The organism is Salinicoccus luteus DSM 17002 (assembly GCF_000712035.1).
GTDB lineage: Bacteria > Bacillota > Bacilli > Staphylococcales > Salinicoccaceae > Salinicoccus > Salinicoccus luteus.
This window is the reverse complement of record NZ_KL544008.1, coordinates 94,544-109,830: the sequence shown is the minus strand read 5'-3', so window position 1 is coordinate 109,830 and position 15,287 is coordinate 94,544. Positions and strand designations below refer to the sequence as shown.

The window sequence follows — 15,287 nt, the reverse complement described above, 5'->3', positions numbered from 1 at the left end:
CAAATGATTTACTCACTGGCGATACGGTCTCTGATATATGAATAGCGACCATCTATATAAGGGGCATAAAGATCAAAAATTTGAAGAAGCAGGCTGGAAGCTGATGTTTTCTGATCTTCTTCTACCCTTTCAAAACGGGGGAGGTACCAGTTGAGCATATAGTATTCAAACCTGTTATTGATGTAATGTTCGAGCAGATCATGCTGTCTGAGAAATTCCACACGATACTTCTCCAGCTTCAGATACTTTTCGAAGAATGACGGGCCAACTGTGTTGGTCATGGAATCGCTTATGGCTCCGTAGTACATATGGATGACTTCATCGACTACTTTGACACGGCTTGAATTAAGCAGCAATTCCTGAAAGTATATCGTATCCTGTCCAATCGCCCCTTCAACCATCTCAATCCCATTCTCTGCTATGATGTCTTTACGCACCACCAGTGCCTGGATGCTTTGCGCTTTAAGATGAGATTGGATTAAGAATTCCCTAGTATCTGTAATCAGAGCTTCTTCATTATTGTAGAGTTGTACTATATTATAGAAATTGAAGATACTTTTTTCATTCTGGTCTTCTTTCACCATGTTTCCGACTACCATATCCAATTGAGGATCTTCGTTGATTTCTGAAAGCAGACGGCTATACCCATCACCGGTTGCTTCATTGTCCGGATCAAGGAATGTAACCAGTTCGCAAGAAGCAAGTTCGACCCCTTTGTTACGGGGCTTTGAGGCGCTCCCTGAAGCTGTTCCGAATTCATAATAGACGATATCAGGATACCGTCTTCTTAAACGGTTGATGGCACGCATAGTAGTCGGGTTGGTAGATCCGTCATTCACAAAGATGACTTCCATCTTATCAAAAACACTTGATCGTCTCAGACTACGGAAACATTTATTTTCCAAGTAATTCCCATTGTTATGGATTGGAACGACCACACTCAGTTCCTTTTCTTCTTTGTCGTCATAATGCGCCTGAGGGTCTGCTTTCGTTTTTACAACTTCTGTTGTGTCAATATTGAAGAAACTGCCATAGTAGTTGCCTGTTTCAAGCAGTGTATCCAAGACATCACCATTTTTTAGGACTGATGCATCAACCATCAGAGTTGATATTCCAGTCTGACCTTCACAGAAATTATACTTCTCATATCCATCGTTTTTCGCTACAGCATCGGTATCTGTGTACTTGAACGCGCTGACAAGCTCTTCAAGATGATATTCCTCATAAAAGTAATTATTGCTGTCAAAGAAAGTGATGAAATCATACTCTTGTACATCAATGTCATTTAATTGATCAACAGTTACCATCTCAGCATCCCGGTATGTCTGCAGATCAAACATGCGACGGCTCTGTTCATCATCATAAAGTGAAACGACAAGAAGCCTCGCACGATCCACTTCGATGTCGATTCCAATCTTGGATGCGATATATTGCATTCTGTGATAAGTCGTCTCACCATTCATTGTTGTGCGTATACCGGCAGCGGAAATTTCCCTAAATGTTTTTTCATCCGTATATTCAAGAAACTGTTTGATGTCTGAAACATGATTATATATGAAGACATGCGGAAATTTACTATTCACCCCAATTGAAAAGTTGGAAAGCAGTATATTACCGAAGGCCTGCAATTCAAATACCCTATTCGCAAACATGGTATTTGAATACTTGACCGAATTGACGTTTATGGCAAACCGGAAGATCTTGTGTGCTTTCATTAAAAGGTCATGCGTCAACGGATAAGTGAGATTACCAATATATTTAGGTGGAAAATGATATCGTTTATTTTCAAGTCTCAAATTCCGATCGATGATTGTGAGGTCCCTACCAGCCTGTTTCACACCTTCAAACGCCATTTCAGCTTCTTCATTACGTATCGGATATTTCACCATCCAGCTGCCCGCAAAGATGACGTCATCTTTATACTCTTTGAAAGATGCGTGATTGACCCCTATCGGATTATGATAATGTGGATTGATGCCAAATTCGAGTTTGAAGACTCTTTCATGGCCGACAGCCTGTTTATATTCAGGAATGATTTCTTCAGCGGAAGTGAAGGCTACATCACACTTTTTGGCTATTTCTACAAAAATGGAATAGTTGACCGGATCTTCCTTTGAATAGAAGATTGCAGGAATACCCTTATCATTACATTGGTCAATCAACCTGTATAACTGGGCCCGCTCCTCAGAATCCTCTCTGGACACTCCTTGCCAAGAACCATCAATCCCTTTCCATGCTGTGGCAAAAATGACAAAATCATATGTATCGATATCATCGTCATCAAAACTTATGTAGTGAAGGTCCACTACATCCCGATAAGCATTATAGAGAAATTCATCGCATATGATTCCTACTTTAAGGTCTATTTTATTGAAGATTCTTGAGCCATTGGATTCTATGGCATTGGAGGAAAGTGATTCAATCTTCTCAGAGAAATCGGGCTTGCCTTTTTCTTCAAATAACTTATAGTATTCATTCAAGGAAAGATTATGATACACAGAAGATTGTGCGACATCCTTTTTAAAAAGATTATCATATGTGTCGACATCATATGATTTGGCCAATCGATAAAGGTTAAGGAGGTAGTTTTCATTCAGATCGATGTTTTCGAGTGAAAGGGTTTCTTCTTGTTCCATGTTCATTACTTACTCCTTTTTGCCCAATATTTTGTCTGAATTCTTCCAAGGAAGGACTTTCTCAGGTTATTGTATTTTTCTTCTATTTTTTCTCTCTTTGAACGTTCCTCTTCAAGTTCATTTTCAAGAAGGTCAAGTTCACCCTGCAGACCTCCCGGTCTGGCATTAATACCTTCTCCTGACATACCGTATTGATTTCTGATTTTCTCCATGAGTTCCACTGTCATTTTTCTTTCCTCGGATATATTTTGAATCAGATCATACACCACTATATCTTCAAAAGTGAAGTCATTCTCTTCCATTGCACCCGCTTCAGAATCGAAGTTTAGATACTTGGTTTCAGTCCAATAATCTCCCATGTCCGTCCTAACTTTGACAAGCCCCAGTTCCTTGAATATATGAATAATCTTAATGGACTTCAACTTGTCGCTGTCGGCTTTGACTTTGCTTGTCAGATTATTGAAATGGTAGAGCTTGATATTGGAAGAGTAATCGGGCACTGTGATATTTGCTTTCTGTGATTGATACAACACGTCCCTACTGAACCATCCAATCATCTGCATACCTTTAAAAAGTGCTTCGTATTGTGTACCATTTCTGATCATCATAAACCTGGAATCCAGCATCTGATTCTTCAATTGTCCTACCTGTTTACGGTCGAGTGGCATCAGCTGGTCAGCCCGTGTCTGATTATACCGTTCTGTATTGATTTTGACATGTACTCTCGGCTTGGAGTAGATGACATTTGAAGTTTTAAGGGTGGCCCATCCGATTTCTTTGCCTTCTATTTCCAAATAATAATAGTCTTCCTTCTCGAATTGCTTGAAAGCAATTACTCTGGCAATTTTCCTGTTATGATTTTTGACTTTCCCTTTTTTCTTTTTGCTGTGAATCGATTCGTAAATGGCCCGCTCATCCTTCTCATAAATCCAAACGTAATGACTGACTTCAAAATTCCTTATATACCTCGAAAATATATCTAATTTACCTTCCAAAACTGTTCCTCCTGAAAAATTTATTCATATATCGGCTGTAATTTCAAAATGAGTTTATCCCATTCCCTATGATTCACTACCCACTCTCTTGCCGCTTTCCCTATATCCTTTTGATTTATCGCGTCCAAAATGGCATTGACCAAGCTTTTCTTGGAATCAGCTTCAAAGATATGACCATTCACTCCGGGTTCCACCATCTCCTGTAGTGCTGCCACATCACTCACAAGTACTGTTTTCTCCATGGCCATTGCTTCATATGTTTTCAGTGGCGTAACAAGATGACAGACTTTTTCATTCGTCCGTGGAAATGGACAAAGATCGATGAGTGCATAATGCCTTGCTATTTCTTCCCGGGATACTCTTCCTGTGAACTTTACGTACTGGGACATGCCTTGGGAATCAACATATTCTTTAAGTGTGGCTTCATAATAGCCGCCCCCTACTATCATAAGTTTCATATTTCTTTTCGCCAGTTGCTTTTCATTGATTTCCTTCAAAGCATCTATCAGCATTTCAATGCCTTCATAACTCGTCAATGAGCCAATGAAACCAAGAACATAGCTGTCTTCAAGTCCAAGTCTCTGTTTCAAATCATTGGAGATAGGTTCGGGCTTCAGATGAGTCGTATCGACACCGTTGGGCAGAACAGTGATTTTTTCTTCTTCTATTCCATGCTGGACAAGAAAATGTTTCAAGCTTTCACTGATGCATAAAACTTTATCAGCAATTTCACAACAATGAATTTCAAGGTTATTTTCCAGTTGGAAGCGTTCAGAATTATAAAAATCCCTATTTTTGGCAACATGGGTATAGTGCCATAGCCCTCTCACTTCGTAAACTGTATGGATATTCATTTTCTTACCCAACTCCAATGCAGGCAGTGCATTCTGGAAATTTGAAGCCGCATGGATCATTCCAGGCTTCTCTTTTGAAATGACTTTGATCAATTCCTGCGTGTATGCATCAAAATAGTCCATCAGCGGTGTCTGGGTAAGCGGGTATTTTTGGGACTTCCCAATGTAATGGGTTTTGACCGCTCTTTCGCTGTCTTTGGGATTATACCCCTCATCCGACGGGTGCCACCCCAGCTTTGTCACTACAACTGGCTCTACTCCCAATGTCCCTACTCGTTTAATCATTTCGTAAGAACGGACTGTATACCCATTTATTACCGGATAGGCTTTGTTTAGAACATACATCACTTTCTTACTTCCTGTTGTTTCAACGGATGGCACCTCTGTTGTCATTTTCCATGGCTGGTCCAACAATTCCATCTCCTGCAGAACATACCTGGACTCATTAGTAAGCAGTTTTTCTGGATGGTGTTTTTCCATTGTGTCTATATATTTCTTCTTCTTTGAAATATCTCCCTGGACATTGTAACTGCGGATGAAACTTCTGAGAACATCCGGATGTGTGGAATATAAGTTTTCAGCTTCCTTGGTATATTTTAATGATTTAGTGAACTCTCGTTCCTGGTAAAAGAATCTCGCGAGGTAAAGCCATATTCTCAAGCGTGTACTTGGGGCCTTTTCCTCCATAAGTTGATGAAGAGCTTTAGTTTTGCCTCCATTTTCATAACTCCTTGAGAGGATATAGTAGTTCTGAATTTTTCTTCGTCGAGTCCGAAGTAGGTAATCATGAATATGGAGTGGCAGAATCATTTCTCCGTTATAGTCCATCAAAGCAGGAATCAACTGGTTGTATATTCTTTTTCGTTGAAAATAGTTGTAGTTCGTATACACATGCTCATCCACCAGATCCCTAATACCATCGCTCAGTATAAAATCCGGTGACATGAAAAGTGCCAATGAAGAATTCTTCATTTTCAACACTCTAATGAGGGGCTCCATTTCCAAGGATTTGGGTTGGCGTAAAATAAGCTTGCGAATATCGATGATGAGCATTTCGTGGAAATCATATTTGTTGATATAGTCCTCAACATCTCTCATGAGGGGATGGAACCCCTTTTCATTTTCATTGCTATAACGTTTTAGATTATTAAGAACCCCATCCAATTCTGCAACTCTATTGCCAAACAATGAAAGATGATCAGGAATCAGATTATAAAGATATTTATCAAGGTATGGGTGTTTTTCCATATAATCAGATAACAGTTCTATCAAAGTTTTCATATACTTGTCACTATTCCTATACGTATCCAACAGGAAAAGAAAGATTCTTTCTTTTAATATAGGGCTCATTATTTTTAGGCTTGTGATAAAGGATTCAGGTCCATATTCAAAATCTGCCTGGTACTCTGTAATATTTTGAGAGGTTTTAGGAAAGGAACCTGAATTAATCACCGAATTTATCAATTGCTCCCGAATTAAATAATGCTCTGAACTGCTTGCCCTCAGCAAATGTTCTAACTCAAGATGAAGGCCGCTTTGCAACATTCCTTTAGTGAGTCTTTTTTCCTCTGCCGAGGTCAACATCCTCAGAATATGTTTGTCCTTTTCATACAACTGTATTATTTCGTCCCATTTTTTCAGCTGTACCAGCACCTTCACTTTCAATGGCAACAGGCTACTATCCTCTTCCCCTTTGATGAGACTCCAGGCTTCTTCATACTGTCTTGAATTGAAGAGGATGATTGCATTTTTCTGAACAGAAAGGTTTTTTCTCAATGTATTCCCAGTAAAGTGATTATTGTTCAATGCCGCTGTTATAAAAAGATGACGTAGGGGGTGATCGTATTCAATTCCCTTTTCTATCAAAGGTTTCATCTCTTTAGTTTTTCTCAGTCTATTGGCTATATCATTCATCTTATATATCATTATCTATCCCTCGCGATATGGCTTCCACTTTAACTTTTTAAACAACTGCTTCATAGAATATTATTTAAACATAAGTAAGTTTATAGTAACATATTATATAATGTTCGTAATTGAAAGTTAATACATTATAAGAGAGGTCTGTAATGAATAAAGAGCTATTGAAGTCCGTTCTGAAAAATCATCTTGAACACCAAAAAGTGAACACTTACTTTCGAAGTTTTGACGGCACCAGACAAATTGCCGAATATTATGCTGCCACCCTTCCGAACATGACCACAAAGGTAGACGGAAAAAAAATTGATTTTTTCTATAGAAAAAATCATATTGGTTATATTGATGGCCAGAATGTTTCGACGAACAGCAAGCAGGCAAGACAGCTCTGCAATAACAAGTTCAAGTCTGAAGATTTTTTGAATCAGAAAAATGTAGCTACAACAGTTTCCAAGTTATTTGATGAGACGGAATATGAAGCAGCACTGGAGTATATCAAAATCTCCAAAGGCCCGAAAGTCGTCAAACCCACCATGTTGAACGGGGCAAAGGGAATCACTCTGAATGTTGATGAAGAAAGTTTTGACTATGCATGGAACAACTGTGTAAATGCCTGCAAGGATCATAAGCGGGAACCCAAGATACTTATACAGGACCAATTGAATGGCATAGAAGTCAGGGTTCTAGTCATTGAAGGGAACTTCAATTCAGCTATCCTAAGAGCACCTGCACATATAGTGGGGGATGGTCATCATTCCATCTCAGAACTTATAGAAGAAAAAAATAAATTGAAGAAAAAAAATCCGCATCAGCGGTTGCGTCTAATAAAAGTTGATGATACTGCCATCAGAAATATAAAAAGTGCAGGTTTTGAGCTTGAGGATATACCGGAAGAAGGACAGTATGTATTCATTCATCACACTTCTAACATTTCAATTGGTGGTGATCCATATGAAGTGAGCGACCTTCTTGGGGTGGAGATTAAGAACCTTGCTGAAAAGGCAGTAGAAGCCATTCCCGATCTTAACACCGCTGGAGTCGATATTATGATTGATTCTTTGGATGATAAATATCCAAATGTACTTGAAATTAATGCAGCAGCAAACCTGAGGCTTCATCATTTCCCATATAAGGGCCCAGCCCACGTGCCTGTCTATAACTTCGTTTACGCTTTGACCCTCCCATATTTATAGAAAAAGTGAGAATAACTTCGAAGTTATTCTCACTTTTTCTTTAGAAAGGCATCATATTTCCTTGGAACAAAATACTGAGCAGAAATAATAGTGTAATAACGACTGGAGAAATATAGGCAGTTAAGGAACGCGGCTTCTTTCGAAGCATGGTTTCTTCGCCTCTTCGCTGCTGCTGGGAAATCATCTTTCCCTTATAATCCAACTGCTCTTTTTTTGTCATGTCATTAAATTTCTTAATGAAATTTACATACTCTTTCACAATCGGCTTACTCTCACCGTAATCACGTACCTCTCCATAATGAATCCATAAAGCTTTATCACACATCTTCAAGACCTGTTTGCCCGAATGGGAGACGAAAAAGATAGTCTTTCCCTGTTGTTGGAATTCCTTCATCTTAACGATACATTTATCAGAAAATGTCTCGTCTCCGACTGAAAGTGCTTCATCTACAATCAGAACATCCGGATCGGTATGGATTGCTATGGAAAATCCAAGCCTTGATTTCATACCGCTTGAATACGATTTTATCGGCTGCTTGATGAACTCACCCAGTTCACTGAAATCTACGATGTCATTATACCTCTCATCAATCTGTTGCTGGCTGAGGCCATGCATGAGGCATTTCATCCTGATATTCTCTTCTCCGGTCAAATCCATGTTCAAACCGGCACTAATCGCAATGAGTGAGCTTCGTCCATTGATCTTTATTTTCCCTGTTGTCGGTACAGTCACTTCCCCCAACAAATCGGAAAGGGTCGATTTCCCGGATCCGTTCAAACCGATGATGCCGATTGATTCACCCGACTGGACTTCGAAATTGATATCTCTCAAGGCATAGTACGGCTTCTCTTTATAGAAATGACCCATAGTAAATAGCGATAGAAGCTTATCCTTCCGGCTGTGGTTCAAGTCGTACACTTTGGAAACATTCTCCACCTTGACTTTATACCCCATCTGTTCGACCTTCTTTCATTCTTGGCTTATAATCCTTCATAAATTTCAAGGAGTTTCTTTTTCTCATTGGTCCAGTTGTACCTGTACTTTGCTCTTCTGCAATTATCGCTCAGTTCATTTCTCAAATCTTCATCCCTAAGCAGCCGATTTACTGCCTGAGCAATTTCATCCGTTCTGCTTGAATCGATTGAAAGGCCTACTTTTTCTGTTTCAACCACTTTTTCTATTTCGGGAAAATCATTGCTTATGACTGGAACATGCGCCATGATATATTCGAACAGTTTGTTTGATGATGCAGAGTAGTGATTGAAGCATGTATTCTGCAGCACCTGGAAGCCAAGATAGGCATTACTGGTATATGATGGCAACTCATTCAAAGGGACTTTCGGATGGAATTTAACACGTTCTTCCAGTCCCCTATCCTTTACCATATTCTGCAGTATGGGTTTCAACTTTCCTTCTCCAAGAAACACAAGTGTCCCCCCATCAATCTGCTCCATCGCTTCAATCAGCAGCTCCAGGCCTCTACCCGCCTGCAGACCTCCCTGATAGAGCAGAATCTTTTCATCCTGATTCAATCCAAGCCTCTGATGGAGGTCCGCTTTTTCTTCACTCTCAATATCATAAAGCTCTGAGTAGTTGTACAAAGTCCGAGGATAATATCCATACAAAGACTCATGCTTCCCTGCCCGTGTATGATTTTCCACTATCGTTTCATCTGCAAACTTGACCAGGAACCCTTCCACTTTAGCTGCTGTTTCAGGTTTATACCCTGTACGATCCGTTTGTACTTCGTGTGAATCATATACCAGTTTGCGAGGTTTAAAGCGCAATTTTGCACATATCGCCCCTTGAGCCAATGTATTCAGATCATGTGAATGGTATACATCAGCATTATGGGAATATCCTTTCATTACCATTCTGCTTCCTCTTATGAAGCTGATCATATGTCTCCTCAGGGTCCGATCTTTTATTACAGCGTATCCCCCAACAAGGAAAATGAAATAAGAAGACAAAAGCACCCAGGACTTATAGAAAAGTGCAGGGGCAACTATCATGCTCACGCCCGCAACACTGAACAGGAATTCTTTCTTATGATTCTGATAGACCTCCAATAGCCATGGGTACATCGGAACGCGATGAACAGTGAATCTTTCGTTTATCTTTTCAAATGCTCGAGCTCTTGGGTCTTTTTTATTTTCTATGGCAATTACATTTACATCATGCCCATTTTCACTTAGAGCCAGACCTTCTCTCATTACCCTCGCATCGTTTGTAAAGTGGTTCCAGACGAACATAGTTACTTTTTTCATTTGTCTACACCATTCCAATATTTAAATAGAGTCTTGATGCCTTCTGCCAGGAAGGCTTATTCATTTCCGACTTGAAGTCATATTGAACAGTCGCATGTCCATATGGAGGGAGAATGACATCATATCCTCCAGCAAGATCCACAATGTCCTTCGACGCATCTTCGAACAGAAGCTCCACTCTTCCTCTACCCTGCTCTTTGTCGTACTTTGTAGAAAAGGTGACTTTCAACTCTTGTTCTGTTGTATTATGGACTTTAATCCTGTAGTCCAGTCCAGGAGTCAGCGGTAATTCTTTCGGTACAAGCATCAATCCATATTCGTCCGTATGCTGCGCTATGTTTTTGGAAAATTGTATATCAACGTCATTCAAATCCGTCTTTTCTTTTTGAATTGCCTGTGGAGTTTCTTTTTGACGACTTTTCAATGCTTCATATTTCTCCAGCAGTGTCTCCTGGGTGTTGATGCCGAAGAAATTGAGCACAGGCCAGTATTCATCAATAATTGCAAACGCCAGCGATTGATTTTGCCTTTCCGTCAGACTAGGGGAAAGGAAAAGCTCAATCATCCTGCGACTATTGAACAAGTTGAAAACTTCCAATGTATTGTCCGTCTCCTGGGTGATATTGCTTTGAAAATTACCCAGCCGGGACTCCAGAAACATTAAATCCAACAAATGATAACCATATGTCTCTTCCATTCCAATGCGCTGGAGGAAATTTGAAAGCCATTTGCCGAGCTCCTCCTTATTTTCCTCTTTCTTATATGGCTTTGGTGCCCACTTCCTTATTCCTTCAAGAGCATTTACTACCGTATTTTCATTATAAAGCTTTCTGTCAAAAGAAGATTTCCCAATAGACTGCACTGTGGATTTTATGTGAAGTCCACCATGGTATGCGTCATTATCATTCAAATATCTGCTCAAGGGATAGGAATGCAGGGAGGAGACTGTTTCCTTCATCATGTCATAATACTCCTGATCAGCCTGATTCAGTCGAATATAGAAGAATTCATGATCCAGGTTCAGGTTGTACACCATTGATCTCACAATTGCTTCGTCATTTTTATATGCCCGATCAAGTGTCTTCGTCGAGAGTTCTTCGTCCGGCTTTAAATAAGTGAAAAACTTCATTCTATGGACAAGAGGTCTCAACAAGGCGAGACTGACTCTTGAATCCACTCCTCCCGTCAGACTGAATTTGAGGTTCTCCCGCGTTAATAGCCACTTTCTACTTTCTTCGATATACCCGTTCATTTCCTTCAGAATGTCGTCAATTTTCATCTCAATTCTTTCTTTTCTTGGGAATATCCTTTTGGAACTGAACGAATCAAATTCGAATTCCACAGAAGGACTCAACTTATAGATTCCTTCTGTATTTGTAAGATCCATGAATCCTTTTCGGAATAGCGAAGTCTGTTCAATTTTTTCTCCTGTCTGTTTTAGAAGTTGTCTGAGTATGTATTCATGACTCGATACACACCTGAGCTTCCGACTATAAAAAACAGGTTTCAGGCTCGTAGCATCAGAATAGAGAAAAAGGCCCTCAGGGGTGTTTATGATCAGAACATAGCGACCATTCAAGAAATCCAGATGACTATACCTTTCTTCGTCACCAGAGATGAGCACTGTCTCAAGTATTTGTTCAGTAGTCGTGGCGGCATTTCTTATATCATATGCATATCCGAGAAGTATTATCGAACTCCTCCCAATATCCTTTTTTGTATACGAGTAATCGTTTGATATTAGAAGGTGTCTCTCTTTGTCCAGCGGTAAATATTCAAACCCATCGATTGTTATTTCATGTGGTGCTATAAGAAATGCTTTCGATAAAGTGTGTGAAAGATTCATATTAGTTTAATACCTCTTGAAAATATATTTTTAAGACTTACAGATAATCCACCAGCTTATTTCTGAATCGGTAATGTATATGAACTCCTACAAATAATACGAATATGGTGAAAGCCCAGAAATATAAATGGTCACTGATATCGCCATAAATGGCTATGTCATCAAGCACCATTGCAGCCCTGTAGTTCATTACGAGGTATGCAAAAGGGTTGAAACTGGAGAGTATCTGCAGTATTTCATTCGCTTCATTCAATGACCAGAATATGGGTGTCATGAAGAAGAACATACGAATCACATTCTGCAAAACATTTTTCATATCTCTGACCAATATGATCAGGGAGGACATGATAAGCGCAATCCCGAATATTAGCATATAACTGGCAAATATGAAGTAGATGAACCCAAGGTAATGCAATGGTTCTGAATATCCATTAAAAATGCTTATAATAAAAAGAATACCTGTAGTCAGGCAGACGTTTATAATGCCGTTTACCAACGACATTGAGAGCAAAGTACTTGAAGGGAATTTCATTTTTGTTACCAGGTTCAACTGTGCCTGGATAGCATTGGAAGCTGAATTTATTCCCTGTGAAATGAACAACCAAGGGAATATGCCTGATATTAGGTGAACGATGAAAGGCAGATCTCCAACGTCTCCTCTGTCTCCTCTCAATCCCAAGCCAAACACAACATAGTAAATCAGCACTTGCATGGCAGGCTGGAGTATATTCCAAAATACACCTAGATAATGGTTCGCATATTGACTTTTTATCTGATAGATGCTCAATTGCCAAATCAAATATCTATATTGCCACTGTTCCTTAAATATATCTAAAATCTTTTTCATGGTTAAGCCTCTATTCAATAAGGACAGACTGGGTCTGTCAAATTAATAAATATTTAAAACACACTTCATCCAAAAAACGATTATATCATATTAAAATCTATAAAATCTGATTGAAAACTACCTGTATAATTATAATCTTTTCAGTTATGGATGTCACCCCATGACAAAATACGTCCCACTTTATTACATCTATATTACATCTTTAAAATATTGGAAAATATTATACCTAATTACAAGAAAATCATTTAATATAATTATTGTACAACATTTTAGGAGGCAAAAATGAAATATAAAAATAGGCTGATTGTTCCAACACTGATATCCACCGCCCTATTTGGCACCGCTTTGAATGCTGAAGCAGAAGAAATGTCAAAAGAAGCAACAAAAACCCACATCGAGATGGAAGCACAGGATACAGAAGAATCGCAGGAAGAGCAGTCCCCATACATAGATCCGAAAGACGTGGAGCCCGCTGAGAGCACAATCAAAGATGAAGCTCCCAGCGTTGAAGAAGAATCAGTCGAGGTTCCCATCGAAGAAGAATCTGAAGTCACATTCGAAGAACCAACTGTTCAGAAGACCGCTGACACAACAGAGAGAGAGACTCACGAAACAACGGGTGAAAAGACTTTGACAGAAGTAACTGATACGACACCTGGAGAATCGAAAGAGACACCCCCTCCAGAAGAAGAGCCGGTTTCTGAAGAAGCATCTATTGAAGAAAAAACTCAGATAGGTTCAGAAGGAGCAACAGCTCACACTGGACAGCAGGAAGAGAGTCCAGATGAGTCACCCGTCACTGAAGATAGTGAAGAGAGTATAGAAGATGCTACAACAGTCAAAGACGATGAAGAGACCACTAAAAATACAGAAGATGCAGAACTAACGGCTGAAGAAACTCTAGAAGAAAGCGCTAAAGAAATGGACGGCGACTCAGACGCTCTAGCCTCCAAGGAAGATGTTTCTGAAGAGCAGGAAGAGGAAATTTTAACAGAAAAAGCTGAACTCGAAGAAACCCCTCAAGAAAATGAGTCTGCAGGTAATCAGGTGGATCAAACCGAAAGCAGTAATGAAACTTCTGACGACAACCAGGATGGTGAAGCAGAAGAAACCGTTGAGAACGATGCTTCTGAGGAATCTGTCCCTGAAGGTGAAGAGATTGATGAGGAATCAACAGAGGCAGACGCTGAACTTGAAAATTCTGGAGAAGAACCACTTTCCAAAGAAGCAGAAGCTCTCAAAGAAGATGCGGACCTCATCGTCATGGACAAGGCAATGGAGGAAGAACTCCTTACAATGCTCAAGACCTACGATATTGAAATGGATGAATCAAAATCGTTCTTTGCTTCTACAGCATCTGCTCAGCCAATGACACTCGCCCAAGCCGTCACGAACATCAATGACTACATCAAACAGAACAACTTCCAGGCCCCACGCATCACCTACAACCATATTGCCGGCCTGCCGAAGTATAACTATAGGAATGGTATCGGCAAACCTGAAGGTGTCGTCCTTCATGAAACGGCCAACAGCAGCTCGACAATCCATGGAGAAATCAACTGGATGAGCAGAAATTACAACAATGCCTTTGTCCATGCTTTTGTCGACAAGGATAATATCATCCAAGTAGCGGACACTGATCATCTCGCATGGGGTGCCGGGCCGAATGCCAATCCAAGGTTCATGCATGTAGAACTGGTCCGTCATGACAATAAACATGACTTCGCAAAATCCATCAACAATTATACGGATTACATCGCAAACCTGTTGTACAAGTACAAATTGCCTGTCGACAGTGCTGAAGCGGATGCCAAGGGCACTTTATGGTCCCACAGCGCTGTATCCACCCATCTCGGAGGTACAAATCATGTAGACCCTTATACGTACTTCAGCAAATTCGGCTACACTTACAGAGACGTGGAGAAGCTAATCGAAGAGAAATACATGGACCTCTACAACAAGAAAACGACACCGAAAGTAAATATGCCTGTCACAACATCTGACGCAAAATACGTCGGACGGATTCAAGCTTCCAATAAGGGATTATACGCAAGTGTGACAGATGTCAAAACAAGCTCTGCTACCAAACATTTGAACAAAACCTTTTATGTTACTCGAAAAGCGACATACAACTATGATAACTACTATCTCGTCCAAAGTGATCTGGAACAGGCATATGTAGGTTGGGTTCATGAAAACGATTTAAGGCGTCTGGAACGGACAGATTCCGAGAATTATAAACAGTCCTTCACTGTTAAAGATCTTAGAAGTTATATCTTTGATGTGCCTTGGGGTACTTCTAAACAAGTTGAAAGACTTTCGAACTATAAAAGTTCCACATTCAATACTTCTAAAAAAATGAGGATAGATAATACTGACTACATTTACGGTTCGTTTGATGGAATATCTGGATGGGTCAAGTTATCGGATATGGAACCTCTCAAGTCCATAGATACTTCCACTCCTCCGGTTTACAAAGACGATCTTCATGCAGCACGGATTAATGACGACGGCGAAATAGTTTTCTTTGAGTCACTTTCTGAAATGAAGCCAGTAAGTGCTACTCCTCTGAAGAATCGAACAGTCTTTGTAGATCAAAAGGCGGAATATAGTGGGCATGTATTCTACCGTGTGCGCCAGGGCTACGATGCCAAGCCACAAGGCTGGGTCCGGGCGGAGGATCTGAGGCTCTTCAACCTCTCCGAAGCCAAGAGCACCAGGAAGAACTTCA

9 protein-coding genes are annotated in these 15,287 nt (G+C 40.0%); 2 read left to right on the top strand and 7 right to left on the bottom strand.

From position 1 onward, the window contains the following. Positions 1-8: 8 nt before the first annotated feature. From BO53_RS0110375 to BO53_RS0110365, 3 genes are read right to left on the bottom strand one after another with little or no spacing between them, the layout of a single operon-like run. Positions 9-2,636 (bottom strand): glycosyltransferase, encoded by a 2,628-nt coding sequence (locus BO53_RS0110375; RefSeq protein WP_169738750.1) that lies wholly within the window; start codon positions 2,634-2,636, stop codon positions 9-11. A 5-nt stretch (positions 2,637-2,641) separates the two neighbouring features. Next, the gene (locus tag BO53_RS0110370) at positions 2,642-3,631 is read right to left on the bottom strand and encodes a hypothetical protein (protein WP_031547917.1); all 990 of its coding nucleotides are present in this window, start codon (positions 3,629-3,631) and stop codon (positions 2,642-2,644) included. Positions 3,632-3,651: 20 nt separating this feature from the next. After that, positions 3,652-6,411, bottom strand: coding sequence for a glycosyltransferase family 4 protein (locus tag BO53_RS0110365; RefSeq protein WP_031547915.1), 2,760 nt, complete (start codon positions 6,409-6,411; stop codon positions 3,652-3,654). A 143-nt stretch (positions 6,412-6,554) separates the two neighbouring features. On the opposite strand from BO53_RS0110365, the gene BO53_RS13605 reads away from it, so the two are divergent. Then, entirely contained in the window at positions 6,555-7,595 is a 1,041-nt protein-coding gene (locus BO53_RS13605) for a hypothetical protein (protein WP_031547912.1), read from the top strand. 40 nt (positions 7,596-7,635) lie between these two features. On the opposite strand, the gene BO53_RS0110355 is transcribed toward BO53_RS13605, so the two are convergent. Genes BO53_RS0110355 through BO53_RS0110340 form a run of 4 tightly spaced genes read right to left on the bottom strand, consistent with a single transcriptional unit; the run spans position 7,636 to position 12,556 of the window. After that, the gene (locus BO53_RS0110355) at positions 7,636-8,550 is read right to left on the bottom strand and encodes an ABC transporter ATP-binding protein (protein ID WP_031547910.1); all 915 of its coding nucleotides are present in this window, start codon (positions 8,548-8,550) and stop codon (positions 7,636-7,638) included. A gap of 26 nt (positions 8,551-8,576) precedes the next feature. After that, the gene (locus tag BO53_RS0110350) at positions 8,577-9,863 is read right to left on the bottom strand and encodes a glycosyltransferase (protein ID WP_031547908.1); all 1,287 of its coding nucleotides are present in this window, start codon (positions 9,861-9,863) and stop codon (positions 8,577-8,579) included. Positions 9,864-9,867: 4 nt separating this feature from the next. Further along, positions 9,868-11,709, bottom strand: a complete 1,842-nt coding sequence (locus BO53_RS0110345; protein ID WP_031547906.1) for a hypothetical protein — start codon at positions 11,707-11,709, stop codon at positions 9,868-9,870. Between the two features lie 37 nt (positions 11,710-11,746). Then, positions 11,747-12,556, bottom strand: a complete 810-nt coding sequence (locus BO53_RS0110340; protein WP_031547904.1) for an ABC transporter permease — start codon at positions 12,554-12,556, stop codon at positions 11,747-11,749. A gap of 282 nt (positions 12,557-12,838) precedes the next feature. Between BO53_RS0110340 and BO53_RS14170 the strand changes: the two genes are divergently transcribed. Then, positions 12,839-15,287 (top strand): N-acetylmuramoyl-L-alanine amidase (locus tag BO53_RS14170; protein ID WP_031547902.1); only part of this gene is annotated, 2,449 nt, incomplete at its 3' end.

What these genes read in the sequence shown, in the direction of transcription:
- BO53_RS0110375 (WP_169738750.1), bottom strand. Translation starts at nt 2,636, where the DNA reads ATGGAACAAGAAGAAACCCTTTCACTCGAAAACATCGATCTGAATGAA.
- BO53_RS0110350 (WP_031547908.1), bottom strand. Translation starts at nt 9,863, where the DNA reads ATGAAAAAAGTAACTATGTTCGTCTGGAACCACTTTACAAACGATGCG.
- BO53_RS0110345 (WP_031547906.1), bottom strand. Translation starts at nt 11,709, where the DNA reads ATGAATCTTTCACACACTTTATCGAAAGCATTTCTTATAGCACCACAT.
- BO53_RS0110365 (WP_031547915.1), bottom strand. Translation starts at nt 6,411, where the DNA reads ATGATATATAAGATGAATGATATAGCCAATAGACTGAGAAAAACTAAA.
- BO53_RS0110340 (WP_031547904.1), bottom strand. Translation starts at nt 12,556, where the DNA reads ATGAAAAAGATTTTAGATATATTTAAGGAACAGTGGCAATATAGATAT.
- BO53_RS0110355 (WP_031547910.1), bottom strand. Translation starts at nt 8,550, where the DNA reads ATGGGGTATAAAGTCAAGGTGGAGAATGTTTCCAAAGTGTACGACTTG.
- BO53_RS13605 (WP_031547912.1), top strand. Translation starts at nt 6,555, where the DNA reads ATGAATAAAGAGCTATTGAAGTCCGTTCTGAAAAATCATCTTGAACAC.